The organism is Kitasatospora sp. CB01950 (assembly GCF_001905465.1).
Taxonomy (GTDB): Bacteria; Actinomycetota; Actinomycetes; order Streptomycetales; family Streptomycetaceae; genus Kitasatospora.
The window spans coordinates 399,642-419,627 of the sequence record NZ_LISX01000006.1 but is presented as its reverse complement, the minus strand read 5'-3'; the positions used below and the strand labels follow the sequence as shown (position 1 = coordinate 419,627).

The 19,986-nt window shown below is 69.8% G+C and carries 6 protein-coding genes; all 6 read left to right on the top strand.

What is annotated here, in order from left to right; genetic code table 11:
* Positions 1 to 201: 201 nt before the first annotated feature.
* The 6 genes from AMK19_RS18485 to AMK19_RS18460 all read left to right on the top strand — a co-directional run bounded on the left by AMK19_RS18485 (position 202) and on the right by AMK19_RS18460 (position 19,710).
* The gene (locus AMK19_RS18485) at positions 202 to 3,189 is read left to right on the top strand and encodes a DEAD/DEAH box helicase (RefSeq protein ID WP_073813093.1); all 2,988 of its coding nucleotides are present in this window, start codon (positions 202 to 204) and stop codon (positions 3,187 to 3,189) included.
* On the top strand, positions 3,189 to 8,630 hold the full coding sequence (locus AMK19_RS18480) for a hypothetical protein (RefSeq protein WP_073812994.1): 5,442 nt from the start codon (positions 3,189 to 3,191) through the stop codon (positions 8,628 to 8,630). Before AMK19_RS18485 ends, AMK19_RS18480 begins: the two co-directional genes overlap by 1 nt.
* Positions 8,627 to 9,925, top strand: a complete 1,299-nt coding sequence (locus tag AMK19_RS18475; protein ID WP_073812992.1) for an AAA family ATPase — start codon at positions 8,627 to 8,629, stop codon at positions 9,923 to 9,925. The genes AMK19_RS18480 and AMK19_RS18475 overlap by 4 nt, the downstream gene beginning before the upstream one ends.
* An 80-nt stretch (positions 9,926 to 10,005) precedes the next feature.
* A complete protein-coding gene (locus AMK19_RS18470; RefSeq protein ID WP_241844478.1) occupies positions 10,006 to 10,566 on the top strand; it encodes a hypothetical protein in 561 nt (186 codons plus the stop codon).
* A gap of 91 nt (positions 10,567 to 10,657) precedes the next feature.
* A complete protein-coding gene (locus AMK19_RS18465) occupies positions 10,658 to 17,392 on the top strand; it encodes a DEAD/DEAH box helicase (protein ID WP_073812990.1) in 6,735 nt (2,244 codons plus the stop codon).
* Complete coding sequence (locus tag AMK19_RS18460) at positions 17,389 to 19,710, top strand: UvrD-helicase domain-containing protein (protein ID WP_073812989.1); 2,322 nt, start codon at positions 17,389 to 17,391, stop codon at positions 19,708 to 19,710. Before AMK19_RS18465 ends, AMK19_RS18460 begins: the two co-directional genes overlap by 4 nt.
* Positions 19,711 to 19,986: the final 276 nt, after the last annotated feature.

Below are 19,986 nucleotides of genomic sequence, written 5' to 3'. Positions count from 1 at the left end.
TGCTGTCGATGCCGGGGGTGAGCCTGGTTGGATGCCTGTGGGCAGGTCCGGAAAAGGACACGCCCACGATGTGGTCAGAGTGTGGCGGTTATGGCGAGAACGAAGGAACAGGGGAACGACGTGGTGGTCGACACGGGTACCGGTGACGGATCGGAGACCGGTGCGGAGTCGACCGACTGGAGCGCCTGGGAGCCGGAGCGCATGTCGGACAAGCCGTCCTTCCCCAGGACGACCGGGCCGAACTTCCCGCCCGGTGCGCAGGTGCTGGTGCGCGACGAGCAGTGGTTGGTGCGAAAGGTCACCCCGACCGAGCACGACGGCTGGATGGTCGAGGTCACCGGAATCTCCTCGTTCGTCCGGGACACCGACGCGACCTTCTACAGCCGACTGGACACGATCCAGGTTCTCGACCCGCGCGAGGCACGGCTGGTGGCCGACGACTCGCCCAACCACCGCCGGGCCCGGCTGTATCTGGAGGCGGTGGTCCGCAAGTCTTCCCTTCCGCAGACCGAGCACGGCCTCGGGCTGGCGGACAACTTCCTGATGGACGCGCAGACCCATCAGCTGCGGCCGGCCGAACTCGCCCTGTCGATGGTCAACCCGCAGCCCCGCCTGCTGATCGCGGACGTGGTCGGACTGGGCAAGACCCTGGAGATCGGGATCCTGCTGGCGGAGCTGATCAGGCGCGGGCGCGGCGAGCGGATCCTGGTGGTCACCCCGCAGCACGTGCTGGAGCAGTTCCAGCGCGAACTGTGGACGCGTTTCGCGATTCCGCTGGTGCGGCTGGACTCCACCGGCATCCAGCGGATCCAGCAGGAGATTCCCTCGGGGCGGAACCCGTTCGCCTACTTCAAGCGGGTGATCGTCTCGATGGACACCCTCAAGCGCGAGGGCCAGTACGCCCATCACCTGGAGAAGACCGAGTGGGACGCGGTGGTGATCGACGAGTCGCACCGCCTGGTCAACCGCGGCACCGACACCAACACCCTGGCCAGATTGCTCGCACGGAAGACCGACGCGCTCGTCCTCGCCTCGGCGACCCCGCACAACGGTGACACCCGTTCCTTCGCCGAGCTGATCCGTCTGCTCGACCCGGCGGCGATCGCCGACCCCGGCAAGTACGAGGTGTCCGACCTGGAGCACCTCTACATCCGCCGCACCAAGGCCACGCCCGAGGTCCGCGACTCCTTGCGCGGCGCGTGGGCCGACCGCGGTCCTTCGGTACCCGTGGCGGCCCCCGCGAGCGAGGCCGAACTCGCCGTCTTCGAGGAACTCGCCGACCGCTGGATCCCCCGTGACGAGTCGGTCGCCTCGGTGGCCTGGAACCAACTGGACGCCTACAACCTCCTCAAGTCGTTCCTCTCCTCCCACCACGCGCTGCTGCAGACCGTCGCGACCCGCAAGAAGACCCTGACCGACCGTAAGGACCCCCAGCAGAACGGGGACGGCGGCCCGGCTCGCGTGCAGCGACGCCAGCGCACCGACGAGCAGGCCGCGGCCGAACTCGCCGCCCTCACCGACCTCGAACGTCTGGCCCGCCGGATCGGCGACGACGATTCGGCGAAGCTCAAGGCCCTGGTGGCCGAGCTGCGCGAGCTCGGCGTGGGTCCCGGTTCGGACGTGCGCGTCGTGGTTTTCTCCGAGCGCATCCCCACCCTGAAGTGGCTCGCGCAAGCCGTTCCGGCGGAGCTCGGTTTCACCAAGGGCCCGGACGTCGACGACCGGAAGCCCTGGCTCGCCTACGGCCACGGCGACGGCTCCACCGGCGCGGTCCAGGTCATGCACGGCGAAGCCAACACCGACCAGGAACAGATCAGACTGGTGGAGAAGTTCGGGTTGCGCGACGACCCGGTCCGGCTGCTGTTCACCGGTGACGTCGCCTCCGAAGGCGTCAACCTGCATCAGCAGTGCTACCTGCTGGTGCACTACGACCTCCCCTGGTCGCTGATCCGCATCGAGCAGCGCAACGGCCGCATCGACCGCTACGGTCAGGCCCGCTCCCCGCAGTTCCGCGCCATGATCCTGACCAGCGACCTGCCCTGGCGTACCGATGCCGTCACCGGCGAGGCGCGCACCCTGGACGACCGCCTGGTCGGCGAGAAGCTCCTCGCCCGTGAGGAACAGGCGCACAAGATCGAAGGATCGGCCGAGGCCGTCACCGGGATCTACCGGGCACAGGAGGAAGAGACCCGGCTGACCAAGGACCTGATCGCGGGCCGCACCGTCGAGGAGTCGATCAAGGCGTCCCGGCAGAGCGGCGGCGGCATGCTGGCCGGGCTGCTGGCCCAGGTCGGCGCCACCCCTGTCCGGCGCGAGGTCTCCCGGGCCCGGGTGCCGAACCTGTTTCCCGGCACCGCCGAGTACTTCGAAGCAGGACTGCGGCAGATCTGCCGCACCAACCCCGAGGACGAGCTGACACTGCGCCGCGACCCCGACGGCACCATCGCCTTCGAACCGCCGCGCGACCTCGCCTACCGCTTCCGCGCCCTGCCCAAGTCCTACCTGGACGAGCAGCAGGTCCTGCCCGGCAAGAAGGGCTCCGGACGCCTTCGGGTGACGTTCTCCAAGGACCTGGCCGGCCGACGGCTCCAGGTCGCCCGCGACTCCTCGGACACCCTGTGGCCGAACGTGTCCTACCTGACGGACATCCACCCCGTCATCGACTGGCTCACCGACAAGGTCCTGGTCGAGATCGGCCGCCACGAGGCGCCCGTGCTCTCCGCCGACGTGCCCGGCCCCACGTTTCTCGTCCAGGGCATCTACTCCAATGCCAAGGGCCGTCCCACGGTGGTCGAGTGGATGGCCGTCCACGGCCTGCCTGGCGAGCCGGTGGTCGAGGCCATGGACAACGCGTTCCTCGACCGGGCCGGAGTCGGCCCGCACATGCCGGGCCGCGCCGCCCCACGCGACCTGCCCGGCCTGCAAGGCCTGGTACCGGCGGCGATCGACGCCGCGACCGCCCACCTGAAGGCCCGGGAGGACGACTACCGCCGACAGGTGGAAGCGACTCTGGAGCCCTACCGCAAGCGGCTGACCTACTGGAAGCAGGAAGCCCTGTCCATCGGGACCCGCCCGGACAAGGAACAGACCGCCCGAACCGCCGGCGACCTCTTCGGCCTGGTCAAGTCCCTGGAGACCTCCGGCGCCCCCATGCTGCGCCTGCTCGCCGTCCTGGAGAACTCGCACTGATGAGCACCGACTACGACTCCTTCAGCAACCGCGGTGAGTACTTCGCGGCGCACTACTTCGCCGAGCAGCTCGCCGCCGACCTGAAGAAGCAGTTGCTGGACACCTGGACGCTGCGCGAGGGCGACGAGCACGACCGGCGGACCACGGCGCGCGAACGGGTGCGGGGCCTGCGCACCCCGTACTTCGGTGAGGAGCTGCGCGGCTTCTTCGCCGAGGCCGCCCGGGCCGACGCCGAGGACGAGTACTCCCGCCGCGGCCACGGCAACCCGGAGTGGACGAAGCAGCTCGGCGAATGGCACCAGCAGGTACTGCACGCCCTCGGGTACGACGACGGTGGCCCGGCCGAACTGACCGTGCACCGCGCCGGCCGCGATCACACCGTGCAGGTCGCCTACCACGGCCACGGCATCGTGGCGGTGGACTGCGGGTGGGCCACCGACAACGACGCCGCCCTCGACCCCACCGGCTCCGGCCGCCTGCTTCACCCGCTGCGGGTCAGCGCCGCCGAGAACTACAATGACGGTGCCGCACTGGCTTCCTGGCTGTTCGCCGGCACCCTGGGAGGAGCGGACGGAACCCCACCGCGCTTCGTCCTGCTGCTCATCGGCGGCGTACTGGTGCTGGCCGACCGCAACAGCTGGGGCGAAGGCCGCTACCTCGCGGTCAACCTCGACGCCGCCCTGGAACGCAACGACCGCCGACAGGGCGGCGAACTCGCCACCATCGCCGCGCTGTTCGGGCAGGAGATGCTCCGCCCCGGCGACAACGGTTCCGAGCCCCTCCTCGACACTCTGCTCAAGGCCTCCAGCACCAACGCCGTCGGTGTCAGCGGTGAGCTGCGCAGCGGGCTGCAGCGCTCGGTCGAGATCATCGCCCAGGAAGTTCTGCACCGGCTCGCTGCGGAGGGTCTGGAGCCCGGCGACATCGACGACGGCAGGACCCCGTTCGCCAGGCGGCTCACCCGCGAGTCACTGCGCTACCTGTACCGGATACTGTTCCTGCTCTACGCCGAGGCCCGTCCCGAGCTGGGCATCCTGCCCGCCGACGACGGCAGCTACGAGGCCGGGTACTCGATGGCCCGGCTGCGCGAACTCGTCGCCCGGGACGAGCAGTTGGTCGATCCGGCCGCCCGTGACGGCTTCCACCTGCACCAGTCGCTGGACGTCCTGTTCAACAAGGTCAACCACGGCCATCGCGAGTACGGCAGTGAGCCGGACGACGAACTCCCCGGCGACGACGAGGACACCAGGAAGGCCAAGCAGAAGCGGCGCAGCGAGGACCGCGGCCTGCGCTTCGAGCCGCTGCGCAGCGAACTGTTCGAGCCGAAGTCCGTGAAGCTGATCGGCCTCTACACCTTCGACCCGCGCGCGGACGACGACAACCCGGCCTGGCTCGACCTGCGGCTGCGCAACGCCGCCCTGCACGAGGTGCTGCGGCTGCTGACCATGAAGGACGCGAGGAAGGGCGAGCGCGGCGGCTTCATCTCGTACCGCAACCTGGGCATCAACCAGCTCGGTGCGGTGTACGAGGGGCTGATGTCCTACACCGGCTTCATCGCCGAGGAGGAGCTGTACGAGGTCGCCAAGGGCGGTGATGCCAAGGACGGCTCCTGGATGATCCCGGCGAGTCGGCAGGGTGACTACCCCGACGAGGTGTTCGTCCAGTACGACGAGCGCGACGCCAAGAAGGGCCTGCGCGGGCGGAAGAAGTACGCGCGGGGCTCGTTCGTCTACCGCCTCGCGGGGCGGGACCGGCAGACCTCCGCCTCGTACTACACCCCCGAATCGTTGACCAAGGTCACCGTCGAGCTGACCCTCAAGCACCGGCTCGACCAGGAGAAGGACGCGGACGGGAACGTCGTCCGCACGCGGGCCTCCGAACTGCTCAAGTACCGGATCTGCGAGCCCGCGCTCGGCTCCGGGGCCTTCCTCAACGAGGCGATCAACCAGGTCGCCAAGGAGTACCTGCGCCGCAGGCAGGAGGAGCTCGGTACCACCATTCCGACCAGCCAGGCGCTCGCGGAGGAGCAGAAGGCCAAGGCGTACATTGCGCTGCACAACGCGTACGGTGTCGACCTCAACGCCACGGGTGTCGAGCTGGCCGAGGTGTCGCTGTGGCTCAACACCATGCACCCCGGCATGCGCGCGCCGTGGTTCGGCCTGCACCTGCGGCGGGGCAACTCGCTGATCGGCGGCCGCCGTGCGGTCTTCGACGGGGACGTGGTGGGCGGCAAGGAGAAGCTCTGGCTCAAGTCCAAGGGCGCGCTCGGGCCGACCCCGCTGCCGTTCCACGGCGGGGACGGTGAGCGGCAGGAACTGCCGGACGGCGCGGTGCACCAGTTCCTGCTGCCGGCCGTCGGCTGGGCCGCGGTCGCCAGCGAGAAGGAGGCGAAGGCGCTCGCCCCCGAGCAGGCACGGCGGCTCGCGGCCTGGAAGAAGGGCATCCTCAAGCCGCCCGCGGTGAAGGCTGCGCGGGGACAGAAGCTGTCCCAGCTGGCCCGGCTCCAGGCCGTGGCGCGTCGGGCCGAGTTCCTGTGGGAGCTGGTGGTGCGGCGGATGGAGATCTCCGAGAGCGAGATCTCCCGACGGGTGACGGTGTGGGGAGCCGAGGCGACACCCGGCGAGGACGCGGAGGAGTACGCGTTCCTGCGGCGGCCCGAGGGCGCGGTGTCGAAGGAGAAGGTCTACAAGGACCTGTTCGACTCGCCCGGCACCCCGTACTGGCGGCTCAAGACCATGATGGACGCCTGGTGCGCGCTGTGGTTCTGGCCGGTCGACCAGGCGGAACTGCTCGATGGCAGCGCGGCCGTGTACGTGGAGGAGACTGGCGGGGGAGTGAGTGCCGTCGAGTCGGTCCTCGCCGTCCTGCCGCAGGTCGGCGAGCCGGTGGTCGAGGCGGGCTGGGTGGTCGCTGAGCAGACCTCGCTGTTCGCCGCCGGGGCGGAGCAGGAGAGCCTGTTCGCGGGGCTTGCCGACAGTGCGCCCGTGTCGACGGGCGGTAGCTCGGCACCCGGTGTCCGACGCGGGCGGCGCCCGGCGCCGAGGCGGCGGAACACCATCGCGCTGGCCGACTTCGCCGACTGGCTGGACTTTGCGGAAGCCCTGCTCGGCACCTACGACGCGCCGACCGACTCGCTGATCGGCGACCTTCGGGACCTGGAGGACGTCTCGACCTTCGAGGACGGCCTGCCCGCGTTCATGGGCATGGACTCGGTCTGGAAGCTTGAGGAACGCTTTCCCTGGTTGGCCACGGTGCAGCGAATCGCCGAGGAACAAGGCTTTCTGCACTGGGAGTTGGACTTCGCGCTGGTCTTCGCTCAGGGCGGCGGCTTCGATCTTCAGGTGGGCAACCCGCCGTGGGTGCGGCCGCGCTGGGACGAGGCCGGGGTGCTGGCGGAGCACGAGCCTTGGTTCAAGCTGACGGAGAAGGCGTCGACGGCGGAGAAGCAGCGGCGCAAGGACGACCTGCTCAGGACCCCGGCGGCGCGGAGCTGGGTGCTGGACGAACTGATTTCGCTCAGCGCGCAGGTGGCGCTTTTCGGCTCGGAGCAGTTCTACCCGCTGCTGACGGGCACACAGCCGGACCTGTACCGGGCGTTCATGCACCAGGTGTGGGCGCACTCCTCGGTGGCGGGTACGGCAGGGATGGTGCACCCGGACACGCACTTCACCGGAGAGAAGGAAGGGGTGTTGCGGGAGGCTGCGTACCGGCGGCTGCGGGTGCACGGAGACTTCGTTAATTCCGGACAGCGGTTCTTCCCGCGGCCTGTGGGGGACACCTCTCATTTCGGTGTGCATGTGTACGGTGCCCCTGGCGGGATTGATTTCGACCATCTGTCATGGTTGGTGTCGGTCGATGCGCTACGACTGTCGGCCAAGCATGACGGCACTGGAGACGCGCCTGGCGTCCGCTATCGCAATGGCGAGTTCGATGAGAGGCCGCACCTGGCTCGGGTTGTGCGAGTGAATTACGACCAACTTGCGATGTGGCAACAGCTGCTGGACGAACAGGGGCAGCCGGTGGAACAGGGAAAGCTACTGTTCCCAGTTAGTACGGCGGAGGCAGCAGCCATTGAGGCGCTGGCTGGTTATCCGCTGAGACTGGGAACGTTTGGGCCACAGATCTCTGCCGGCTACCACGAGAGCAGCGCAAGGGAGATCGGCCTTATTGATTACAACCGCCCAGCCGGGCCGGAGGAAGCATCATTTCATCCGGACCGCTGGCGGCAAGTAATCTTGAAAGGTGCCCAGTTCAGCGTAGCCACCCCGGTGTTCAAGCGGCATGACGCGAACAGTAACGACGCCTTTGGTGCGGACCTGGTTGCCCTTGCCGATGAATTCGTTCCGGATACCGCCTACGTGAGGATGAGAGGTAAGACTGGCGAGTACCTCACGGCGCAAGACCGCTGGATCGATCACCGCGTGCTTGCGCGACTCCGTGCGAGTGCCGATGCTCGCGACGCCGCCAAGAATGCGGTCAGCGCGCAGACAGGCGCTTCTCCGGAGCGGGTCACCGCGGAGCAAATTGATATTTTCCTCATCGGTCGCGCGCGTCGCCGGTTCACTATCTTCAACCGGTTGGCCTGGCGTCGACAGATCGCTCCGAATACCGAGCGCGCTTTGTACGCGGCCCTGGTGCCGCCAGGGTCTGCGCACATTCATGCAGTGCATAGTCTCGCCATGCCGGACGACCGCCTAACTGCGTTGGCAGCCGGGTTTTGGGCCTCTCTGCCATTGGACTACCTTCTGAGAGCTACTGGTCGTAGCGACCTCGTGGTGAAGGGGCCCAAGGCCATGCCAGCCCCTGCCCCCGGCCACCCCCTCGCCTCCGCGCTCCTACTTCGCACCCTGCGCCTGAACTGCCTCACCCGCGCCTACTCCGACCTATGGGCCGAGCTGTACGACCGCACCTGGCCGGGGTACGAGCCGTGGGCGTGTGACTGGCCGGAGCTCCAGCCGTTGCACGAAGTGACCCCGCAGTGGCAGTCCGACACTCCGCTGCGTACCGAACGGGCCCGCCGTTCCGCACTGGTGGAGATCGACGCGCTGGTCGCGGTCTGGCTCGGCATGGACGCGGACGCGCTGATCGCCGCGTATCGGGGGCGCTTCCCCGTGCTGCAGAAGTACGAGGCCGTCACCTGGTTCGATGTGGAGGGCCGGAAGCTGGCCGGCAACGCCCGTACGATCGGGCAGTACCAGGGCAAGGAGAGCTTCGCGCAGCTCACGGCTCACCTGGCCGATCCCGATAACGCCCCGGTGCCGGACGGCTACAGGGCTCCCTTCTACAAGGCGGACCGCGAGCGGGAGATGCGTGAGGCGCACGCCGTGTTCCAGGCGCGGCTGGATGCTGCCGTCGCTCGCGGGGAGTGGGACCCGGTGAAACAGGAGGATCCGCGCACAGCTGGTTCTGCTGCACGCAACGAAGGCCAGGAGGCGTCATGACGGACCGTCGGCTGCTCCGCCTCGATGTGGAGAACTTCCGCAGCCTGCGGAAGATCTCCCTCCCCCTGGGCGCGCTCACCGTGCTGGTCGGTCCGAACGGGGTCGGCAAGTCGAACGTGCTCCAGGTGTTCCGGTTCCTCTCGGACATCATCAACACCGACCTGGACCCGGCGCTGGAGTCGCGCGGCGGGTTCGACGAGATCGCGTTCTGGGGTGGCAGCCGGACGCCGACAGCGATGAAGATCGGGCTCCAGGCGCGGTGGACGTCGCACGCCTCCGTCGCGGCGCCGGACGAGTACGAGCTGACGCTCAACCGGCGGGCCGACAAGCGTGCCCTCGACGGGTTCACGCTCTCCCGCAGCGAATCGTTCACGTTCAAGCGCACCAAGGGGCGTGGGCGGCGGATCACGGTTACCGGTGAAGAAGCGCTGGTCACCGACACCCTGGCGGACCCGTCCCCGGCAGACTTGGAAGACTCCGGCGAGCGCAGCCTCGGTATCCGCAAGCTCAGCAGCGGTTTGTCCACGCTGCCGCGGCTGGCGCCGTCCGAGGGGGGCGAGGAGGTGGCCACGCTGGCCGAACGGCTCTCCTCGTTCCGGGTGTTTGACGTCAGCGTCGCTGCGGCCCGGGAACCGGCCCGGGTGCTGCCGTTGCTGCAACGCCGGGGGCGTACTCCTGCCAGGGGGAGCCGCCAACTGCCGATCCACGGCATGCTGTACGGCCCTCGGGCCCGGTTGGCGGATGACGCCGGTAACCTCGCGCTCTTCCTCAGCCAGTTGGCGCAGGACGAGGACACCTGGTCGCGGTTGCTGGAAGACGCCCGAACAGTGCTGCCCAACCTTGAGGCGATCGACTTCGCCGCGATCGGCGGGGCGGCCGAGCTGATCGAGGTTCAGCTCATCGAGCGGGGTCTGCGGCGTCCGACGCCTCTCGCGGACGCCTCATTCGGCACCGTCCGGATACTGAGTCTGCTCGCCATGCTGTACGACCCGGCGCCGCCCGCCCTCACCTGCATCGAGGAGCTCGACCACGGTCTCCATCCCCAGGCCCTCGAACTACTGGTGGAGCGTCTCCGGGAGGCGAGCGAGCGGAGCCAGTTCATCGTCACGACCCATTCGCCGGCGCTGGTGGACCGGCTGCAGCCGGAGGAGTTCGTGGTCTGCGAGCGCAGTGAGAATGGTGCCTCGCTGATTCCCTCCCTGACGACCGGGCAGGTGCGGGAGATCCGGGCGGCCAGCGAGGGGCTGCCGCTGGGTGAATTGTGGTTCTCCGGGGCACTGGGGGGCGGTCTGTGAGCAAGGGGCGGGCGGCCGCCGGTAGAGGAACCAAGCGGGTGATCGTGGTGGCGGGGGAGAGTTCCAACGATCGCGAGGTGATGACCTCCCTCCTACGGGCACACCTCGACTTCACCGGGAAGATCGTCCCGATCAACGACCCGGTGGCGTTGAAGGAGGCGACCGGCACCAACCTGTCCTCCCGGGTGACGAAGCTGGTCGGCAAGGCCAAGGCCGTGGCGGCCAAGGAGCAGAGCGAACTCCACGGGCTGGTGGTCCACCTCGACCTGGACGCCGTGCACGACGGGCACTACGACACTGTCCGCACCCGCCTGCGGTCCGAACTGACCGCCAGATGCCCCGCTCCGCTCGCCCTCGCCCTGGCGGCGTGGGAGACCGAGAGCTGGCTGCTGCTCTTTCCCGACGCTTTTCCCCGGGTCCATCCCGGCTGGACGGTCCCGCAGCAGCTCCGCGGCAAGGACACCGGACTCGTCCGGAACCCCAAGGAGGAGCTGCAGCGCCGCCTCGGCACGCCGCGCTATCGCGAGAGCGACAGCCCGGCCGTGATGCGCGCGGCGGTCGACCACGGTCACGCGCCCGCAAAGGCGGTCGGCACCAGCCGTTCCTACCGGGACTTCCTGGCGGACCTGCATGGCTGGTAGGAATGCAGATCATCGCCACCGCTGACGTACCGCGCCGGTACAGTCACGCCGATCACCCGTTGAACCGGTCACCAAGGGAGCACGTCACACCGTGAGGCCGACGCTGGAGGCGCGGGCGCTCAAGGAGAGCCTGCTGCAGTACCTCTCGACCACGTACGCGCTCACCGACGAGGGTGCGCGGCTGGCGCTGCACAGCTTCCTCGGCGACGAGACGGCGGGGATGTTCCGCGGTCCCTACCTGCGGATCCGGACGCCGTTCATCCAGGCGGATGGGGACTGGCGAAGCGCGCTGGAGTGGGCCCCTTCGGACGGGTGGACGCCGTACGCGCACCAGGCCGAGGCGTTCGCCCGGCTGTCGTCGGCGCACGGCCGCACGCCCGAGCCGACGCTCGTCACCACGGGCACCGGTTCGGGCAAGACGGAGTCGTTCCTCGTTCCGGTCCTGGACCACTGCCGGCGCGAGCGGGCGGCGGGCCGGGCCGGGGTCAAAGCGGTGCTGCTGTACCCGATGAACGCCCTGGCGACCGACCAGGCGCTGCGCCTCAACGCGTACCTGCGGGACGAGAAGGCGCTGTCGCAGGTCAGCGCCGGCCTCTACATCGGGGACATCGCCAAGACCCGCTACGAGCGGGTGGAGACGAACCGGTCCGCGATGCGGACCTCGCCGCCCGACATCCTGATCACCAACTACAAGATGCTGGACCTGCTGCTCCAGCGCAGCGACGACGCACCGTTGTGGGAGGACGCGGACGTCCGCTACGTCGTCGTCGACGAGTTCCATACTTTCGACGGCGCACAGGGCACCGACGTGGCGATGCTGCTGCGCCGCTTGGCAGCTTCGCTCGGGGTGTCCGAGCCGGGTCGCCCGCTGGGTGGGATCTGCCCGGTGGCGACCTCCGCCACTCTCGCCTCCGGTACGGACGAGTCCGGGGCCGCCGAGCTGCTGCAGGTGGCCGGCGAGGTGTTCGGGACGCCGTTCGCAGCGGACGCGGTGATCGGAGAGCAGCGTTCGGCGGCCGAGGAGTTCATCCCGTCCGAGATGATCGAGCTGCTGCCGGTTCCCACACCCGAGAAGCTGGCTGCGATGGCCGACCCGACGGTCGGCGACGAGGCGCTGGACGACCTGGTGGAGGCGTTCACGGGACAGCGCGGGCTGGACCCGTTCCAGCTCGGTGCGCGGCTGAAGCGCCACATCCTGACCCAGGCCGTGATGATCGCCCTGGGCGGGGAGTTGAAGTCCACCGAGGAGATCCTCGCCGTGCTGTGGCGGGCGGGCGCGTACTCGTGGGGCCAGGCGATCACGCAGCGTCCGGAGCAGGCCGCCGAGGCGCTGGCCCGGTTCGTCGCCCTGCTCTCGATCGCCCGTGACCCGGCCTCGACCCCGCTTCGGCCCCGGCCGCTGGTGCAGATCGAGGTGCACCAGTGGGCGCGGTCGGTGTCGCGGCTGCTGCGCGGGGTGCTGCCGTGGCCGATGGCGCAGTTCCAGTGGGACGCGGGCGACGCCCCGCAGACGAGTACGTCGGACGGGGCGCGCAACGCCCCGGTGACGACGGCGACCAGCGGGGAGAGCGCGAACCTGTTCCTGCCTGCCGTGTACTGCCGCGACTGCGGGCGTTCGGGCTGGGCGGTGTTCACCCCGGAGAGCGACGACCTGGAGGTGGAGGTGAACCCGGCGAAGATCCGCCGGGCCTCCGCCACCCAGGACAAGATCCGAGTGCGGAACCTGATCGCGGCCACCGGCGAGGAGGCCAAGCGGGCCGCCGCCGACGCCAGGATCGCCGCCTCGGCCCGCACCAAGGGCTCCGGCCACGGGCAACTCCGTGGCGCGGGCGGAGACCTGATGGTGCTGGACGGGTCGCAACACCGGCTGCGGCTGCCCAATCCGGTCGGCGACTTCGACCCGGAGTCGGGCGAACCCCGACTGGGCGCCCCCGACTCTGCGTTCGTCCTGGTCAACCAGGGCACCACGGCGAACACCGCGGCGAAGGAGGACTGGTGCCCGGCCTGCGGCGAGCGCAACGCGATCCGCTTCCTCGGCACCGGGCAGGCCGCACTCGCCGCCGCGTCGATCACCCGCCTGTTCACCGGCGGTGAGCTGGTCGAGGAACTGGGCGAGCGCAAGACACTGATGTTCAACGACTCGGTGCAGGACGCCGCGCACCGTGCGGGGTTCGTCGCGAACCGCTCCTACACCTTCTCGCTGCGGGCACTGCTGGTCGCGCACCTCTCCGAGAGCGACCCGACACCGCTGAACGAGCTCATCGCGAAGGTGATTGCGGACACTACCAACCCCCGTACCCTCGCCGCGGTGGTCCCGCCGGACCTGCACGACCTGAAGGGCGTCGAGCGGCTGCTGTCCGGCAAGTCCCGGGGCGGCGACCAGGCGACCTGGCGACTGATCGGGGAGCGGCTGGCGTTCCAGACGCTGATGGAGTTCGGCCTGCGGGCCCGCCAGGGCCGCACCCTGGAGCTGACCCGCACCGCCGCGGCGTACGTACGGCTGCCCGACCCGGCGGCAGCCGTCGCTCTGGTGCGCGAGGCCCACCTGGAGACGGCTCGTGGCGAGGCGCTGCTGCCGGTGGACGACGCCCGGTACCTGGCCTTCCTGCGGATCTTCCTGGAGCGGCTGCGCTGGCGGGGAGCGATCAAGCACCGCTGGTTGGAGAAGTACCTGTCCGAGACGGGCACCAGCCGGTACTTCATCTGGAACCGCCGGCCGGCCGGTATGCCGGCCTTCCCCAAGGGCGTCGGCGCGCCGGTGTTCCTCCTCTCCGGGCCCAAGGACGGCTCCGAGTTCGACATCGTGACCGGCCGGCTGGCCTGGCACGAGCGGTGGGCCGGGCGGTGCCTGGGCGTGCCGCGCGAGTTGTCACCGGAGTTCTGGGGCAGGCTGCTGCCGGCCCTGCACGACGCGGGACTGCTGTCGGTGCGGACGGCGAAGGACGGGGCTACCCGCATCCACGGCCTGCAGCCCGGTGCGATCGACGCACTCTTGCTGTCCGATGCGGACGTCGAGACAGCGTACGTGCGTTGCCGGGTGTGCTTCTGGGAGCAGACCGTGCACCCGTCACTGCTGGAGCAGTGGCACGATGCGCCCTGCCCGTCCTACCGCTGCACCTCGGGGCGGCTGGTCGCCGGCACGCACGCGCGCGAGGCCGACGTGCACGCCCGCGACCGCCAGTTCCGCGAGGACTACTACCGGCGGCTCTACCACCGCTCGGGCCCGTACCAGGTGGTGACCGCCGAACACACCCGCATGCTCACCCGACCGGAACGCGAGACCGTGGAGGAGGCGTTCCGCGGTACGGGCGGAGAGCGCGCCTTCAACGACCCCAACGTGCTGTCCTGCACGCCCACGCTGGAGCTGGGCATCGACATCGGCGACCTGTCGGCCGTGGTGCTGGCCTCGCTGCCGCGCACCCCCGCCAACTACGCCCAGCGGGTCGGCCGCGCGGGCCGCCGCACCGGCAACGCCTTCCTGCTGACCATCCCGGAGCGGCGTCGACGCGACCTGTACTTCCTGGAACAGCCCAAGGAGATGATCGCGGGCCGGATCGTTCCGCCGGGCTGCTACCTCTCGGCCGTCGAGATCCTGCGGCGCCAGTACCTGGCCCACCTGCTGGACCTCGCGGCTCGCGGCCGGCTGATCGACGATCAGGGCCAGGTGCTCCCCGCCCTGCCGCGCAAGGCGAAAACCCTGTTCGGGCCGGAGGGTTACCTCACCGACCTCGTCGACCTGGCACTCGCCCGGGGCGAGGTGCTGGCGGAGGCGTTCCTCGCCCTGTTCCCCACCGGAGTGTCCGACCAGGCGGCAGCCGACCTGCGCACGTACGCCACGGACAGGCTGCGCGGCGCGGCAGAGAAAGCCGAACAGGCCTGGGCGGCGCGCGAGGACGCGCTACGCGCCCGGATCGGGCACATCAACGAGGCGCTGGGCGAACTGCACGAAGCCGACCCGGAGGAGGCCCGGCAGAAGGCGGAACTGGAGGCCGAGCGGCGCGCGGTCGGGCGCCAACTCGGCGACCTGCTGGAGGACACCCCGGCACAGGGCGCGCTGTGCGACCTCGGCCTGCTGCCCAACTACGCCCTGGTGGATGCCGTCACGGTGTTGGAAGCCACCCTCTACTGGCCGGAGGGTGAAGACGCCGCCGGCCGCACCCGCTACGACTCGAAACTGCGGAGCTACGACCGCCCGCAGCGCTTCGCCATCGAAGAACTCGCACCGGGCAACACCTTCTACGTCAACCGCTACCGCCACGAGATCACCGGCCTGGACATCGGCACGGCCTCGCAACCCGGCTGGCAGACCTGGCGGGTCTGCCCGCAGTGCGGGTACGTCCGCACCCAGGACGCGGCCGAGGACCGTTCCGCGTGCCCGCGCTGCCGCACCGGGGCGATCGCCGACGACGGCTCCTGCCTGTTCAAGGTCGTCCAGCCGAGGCTGGTCACGTCCCGGGACAAGCGGGACGACGCCCGGATCCGGGACGACCGCGACGAGCGCGACCCGCGTTTCTACGAGACCGTCCACGCCGTCGACATGCCGGAGGAGAAACTGGAGCCCGGCTCATGGCGGCACGTCAGCGCGACGTTCGGCGTGGACTTCAGCCGTGCGGCGATGGTGCGCACGATCAACCTCGGTCCGGCGCGCTTCGACATTCCGGCCGGTGACGACTTCGCCGGGCACACGGTGCGGCTGAACCCCTTCCACGTCTGCACCGGCTGCGGCGCCGCCACCGCGGACGGCCGACCGGTCTTCGACCACGACACGGACGCGCTCAGCGCCTCCGATGCCCGCAACCCCGCACTCAAGCACCACCGGCCGTGGTGCCCGGTACGGCGGGGCAACCCGCGCGCGGCCGAGCAGTTGCCGGTGCTCCTCGCCCACGAGCTGCCGACCGAGGCCCTGCGGGTGCTGCTCCCGGCGGCGACGGTCCTGGTCGAGGAGAAGATCCACTCGTTCCGGGCAGCCCTGCGCCTCGGCGTGGACCGGCAGTTCGGCGGTGACCCGCAGCACCTCGACCACACCCTCGCATCGATGCCCGACGCCGCGACCGGCGAACGGCGCTGGTTCCTGGTGCTGTTCGACGCCCTCCCCGGCGGCACCGGCTACCTGCACCGGCTCACCGACCCGGAGATCTTCCGCGCCACCCTGCTGAAAGCCCACCAGGCACTGCTCGAATGCCCGTGCAAGGACGAGGAGCACCGCAAGGCATGCCACCGGTGCCTGCACCGGTACACCGCCGAACGCCACCAGGCAAAGGTCTCGCGTCTCGAAGCGCTCGAACTGCTGGAGTCGCTGCTGTTCGACAAGGACGGCGACGACGCCTGGCAGACCGAGGAGATCACCTCCACCGGGCTGATCGGCCTGGACCGGCAGGTCGAGTCCGATCTGGAAGCCCGCTTCCTGGCCGCGCTGCGGACCTGGAGCGAGCACAGCCAGGACGCCGTCCTGGAGGAGGACGGCCGCGCCAGCGGACACCTGAGGATCAGCGCGAGCGAGGAACGGCTGCACTGGCGGCTCACCGCCCAGGAGCGACTCGCCGGCTCCCGCACCGACTTCACCTTCACCCGCATAGACGGGCCGGCGGGCAGCGTCAAGGTCTACCTGGACGGCCGGCGCTACCACGCCAGCAGCGAGCACAACCGCCTTGCCGAGGACGCCCTGCGCCGCACCCGGTTGCGTGCGGACGGCTCGGTGGTCTTCCAACTGACCTGGGACGACCTGGACCTGTTCGAGGGCCGCAGCACCCGGGCCGGTGCCGTGTGGCCGCCGTACGAGTGGAACGCCCAAGAGGCGGCGAAGGGCGCCTACGAGCAACTCGGCGGAAGCCGCCCGCAGTTCTCCGAGGCGGTGTTCGCCAACCCGATCGACACCCTGCTCGCGTACCTCCGAGACCCCTCGCCACAGCTGTGGGCCCGGCGGGCGAACGCGCTGGTCAGCGGCCTGACCGCACACCCGTCCACCGCCCTGGCCGGCTCTGCTGCAGAACGCGGACAGATCGCGGACACGCTGCGCACCGCGCTCGGCCACCCGGCGGGAGGGAACCCCGAGGGGGCGCGGACGGGCTTGGTGCACGTCCTGCGCAGCACCGATCTCCACGGGCTCGCGCTGGTGCTCGCGGTACGCGACGCCGACCAGGAAGCCCCGGTCTGGACCGCGCTGGCATGCCTGGACGACGAGCCGTCGGCTCTGGACACCGAGGAGTACAAGCAGCGGTGGCGCGCCTGGCTGTACTGGTCCAACCTCCTGCAGTTCCTCGTCCACATCGGCGGCGACGGCGTCCAACTGACCAGCAGCCAGTCCTCCGGCTATCCGCTGGAAGCGCTCGCGGTGTGCGGCGGTGCCGGTGAACTCGTGACGTTCTCCGCTGCCGACCGGCCGGCCCCGGAACCCGAACCCGCCGTGGCCGACGAGTCCCCGCTCGAGGAACGCATCGTCGCCCTGCTGCGGGACCGTGCCTGGGACAAGGACTTCCTCCCGCACATCGACCCGGACGAGGAGGCCGACCTGCTGGCCCTCGCCACCCGGATCGCCGACCGCGGCAAGAAGGCTCCCACCGTGTTCGGTTTCGAACTCGGCGACAGCGGCTGGCCGGCCGACTTCGCCTGGGAAGACAGCGGAGTCAAGGTTGTCGTCGTCCCCGGATCGCACGGCGGCCCCGATGGCACCGACGACGAGGCCGAACGCCGCGACGCCGCCTACCGGGCCGCAGGCTGGACGGTGCGTACCGCCGCCGACTGGCTCGGCCACTTCGACTCCCTGATCTCCCTCCTCCCTGACGCGCCCACGGCAGGCGCGCCCGACGCGGAAGGCTCCCTGCGATGACCGCCCGGCTCAGCCTGTACCAGAAGGCCGAACAGGAGCTGTACAAGCTCGACCGGCAAGTGAAGGCGAAGTTCTACGACTTCAGCCACCTCTTCCGGCAGGATCCGTGGCACAGCTCGCTGCGGCTCAAGCCGCTCAAGGGCGACGGCCGGATCTACTCCGCCCGCCTCGACCCGTCCTACCGGGTCCTGCTGACCCGCACCGGCCTCGCCGGCAACGGCGAGGAGAGCTGGCTGGCCATCGCGGTCCGCCACCGGCGCGACGTTTACGAGCAGCTGTCCGTGGCGGTCAACCGGATCACCGGCGAGATCGAGTTCGTCGACCTGTCCGTGGTCGGCGAGAGCGCCCTGCGCCGCGCCGGAATCCAACTCACCCCGGCCGAACCCGAGGCCGAGCCCGGCGAGGACACGAGCGCGGCCCCGGGCAGCCCTGCGCAGGCGGTGCCCGTCGCGGAACCCGAGTCGGCCATTCCGCTGCTGGCTGCCTACGACGCGGAGTTGCTGCGCGAGCTGGGCGTGGCCGAGGCCCTCATCGACCTCGCCCTCGTCGTCACCACCAGCGAGGAACTCGACCAACTGGTCAGCAGCGCACCACTGCTGACCAAGGACGTCCTCTACGGTCTCGCCAGCGGACTGCCCCTCGACGACATCCGCCGGGAGATCACCGGGGCGGTCGAGCTGGACGAGCAGCCGAACCCCGAGGACTTCACCGCAGCGCTGGCCCGCACCACCGTCACCACGGTCGACGACGCACTGCGCGCGGTGCTCGAGGAAGGTGACTTCCGTGCGTGGAAGGTCTTCCTCCACCCGACCCAGGCCCGCCTGGTGAACCGCAACTACAGCGGCCCGGCCCGGGTCTCCGGAGGCCCCGGCACCGGCAAGACCATCGTCGCGCTGCACCGGGTCCGACACCTGGCCCGGCAGCTCCCACCCGGCCAGAACAAGCCGATCCTGCTCACCACCTTCACCAAGAACCTCACCACCGACCTGCGGGCCCGTCTCGCCTCCCTCGTCGAGCCCGAGCTGCTGGCCCGGGTCGAGATCACCCACATCGACCAGCTCACCGCCCGAGTACTGGGCGAGAACGCCGTCTCCGGCCGTCCCCGGAATCGGGTGGACAACCAGGTCGCGCTCAAAGAGCTCCGCGACCTGCTGCTGGAACTCGACGAGCGGACCTGGGAACCCGAATTCCTCTTCGAGGAATGGGAACAGGTCGTCCTCGGCCAGGCCGTCCCCACCCGCACGGCCTACCTGCAGGCCCGCAGGGCCGGCCGGGGCCGACCGCTGACCCGCATCGAGCGGACCGCGGTGTGGAAGATCCTCGAGCAGTACACCGCCCGCCTCGACAAGCAGCACATGGAGACCTGGAGCCAGGCCGCCGAACGGGCCGCCCGCTTCGAGATCGAACGCGCCACCAGGATTCAGGCCCGGGCCGAGCACAAGGAACAGGTCGGCGGCAGGGAACTGATCCACCGGGACGCCGACTCCGGCATCCGCTACGTCCGGCACCGCTACCAGCACATCGTCGTCGACGAAGCCCAGGACCTGAGCCCGGCACACTGGAAGATGCTCCGGGCGATGGTGGCCCCGAGCCCCAACGACCTGTTCATCGCCGGCGACACCCACCAGCGCATCTACGACAATCAGGTGGCCCTCGGCTCCGTAGGCATCAACATCAAGGGCCGTGCCTCCCGGCTCACCCTCAGCTACCGCACCACCAAGGAGATCCTCGCCAAGGCGATCACCGTCGTCAGCGGCAAGAACGTGGAGTTCGACGACCTCGACGACGGAAAGGACACCCTCGCCGGGTACCGTTCGGTCCTCAGCGGCCCCGAGCCCGCCCTGGTCGGCCACCCCACCTGGAACGACGAGCTCGCCGGTCTCGCCGACACTCTCCGCACCTGGCGCACCGAACTCACCACCGACGAGGCGGGCAACACCACCCGCGACGCCCGCGGGCTCATGGCGGTCTGCGTCGCCGACCGCAACAAGGTCAACGAAGTCATGTACTACCTCACCACGCAGGCTGGGATCACCTGCGCCGAGCTGACCAAGGACGGAGCCCGCGGCGAGGGCGAGGTGCACGTCGGCACCATGCACCGCTTCAAGGGCCTCGAATACCAGCGCCTCGCCATCGCCGCCGCCGGCGAGGGCGTCCTCCCTCGTGCAGCTATCGAGCAGTACCGCGACAGTGACCCGGCCCGTTACCAGCGTGAGCTGCGCAAATCCCGCGCGCTGCTCTTCGTTGCCACCACTCGCGCCCGCGACGCCCTGACCATCTCCTGGCACCGAGAGCGCAGCCGCTTCCTGCCCAGCTGATTCTGACGCCCGCCCACATCCCCGGGCCGCGGCGATCTGTCGCGGCCCGGGCGAAGGGAATCATGCTCGCGAAGTCACACCTGAAGGGCTACGGCCAGCTGATTCGAAGGTTCGGCTCCCGCGGAGAGCATGCCGGTTCTGCCGGGGCACCGGGCCCTGGCAGAACCGGCCGACTGTCTACGGTCGGACCGCAGGTCAGCGGGACGCGGGTGGCTTCGGCCACGGGGTTCCGTGCGCGGCGGCGTCGAGGACCTCGCCGAGACGGAGCCAGGCGGT

Excerpts from the sequence above, each read along its gene's own strand:
- AMK19_RS18485 (WP_073813093.1), top strand. The coding sequence starts at position 202 with ATGTCGGACAAGCCGTCCTTCCCCAGGACGACCGGGCCGAACTTCCCG.
- AMK19_RS18480 (WP_073812994.1), top strand. The coding sequence starts at position 3,189 with ATGAGCACCGACTACGACTCCTTCAGCAACCGCGGTGAGTACTTCGCG.
- AMK19_RS18475 (WP_073812992.1), top strand. The coding sequence starts at position 8,627 with ATGACGGACCGTCGGCTGCTCCGCCTCGATGTGGAGAACTTCCGCAGC.
- AMK19_RS18470 (WP_241844478.1), top strand. The coding sequence starts at position 10,006 with ATGACCTCCCTCCTACGGGCACACCTCGACTTCACCGGGAAGATCGTC.
- AMK19_RS18460 (WP_073812989.1), top strand. The coding sequence starts at position 17,389 with ATGACCGCCCGGCTCAGCCTGTACCAGAAGGCCGAACAGGAGCTGTAC.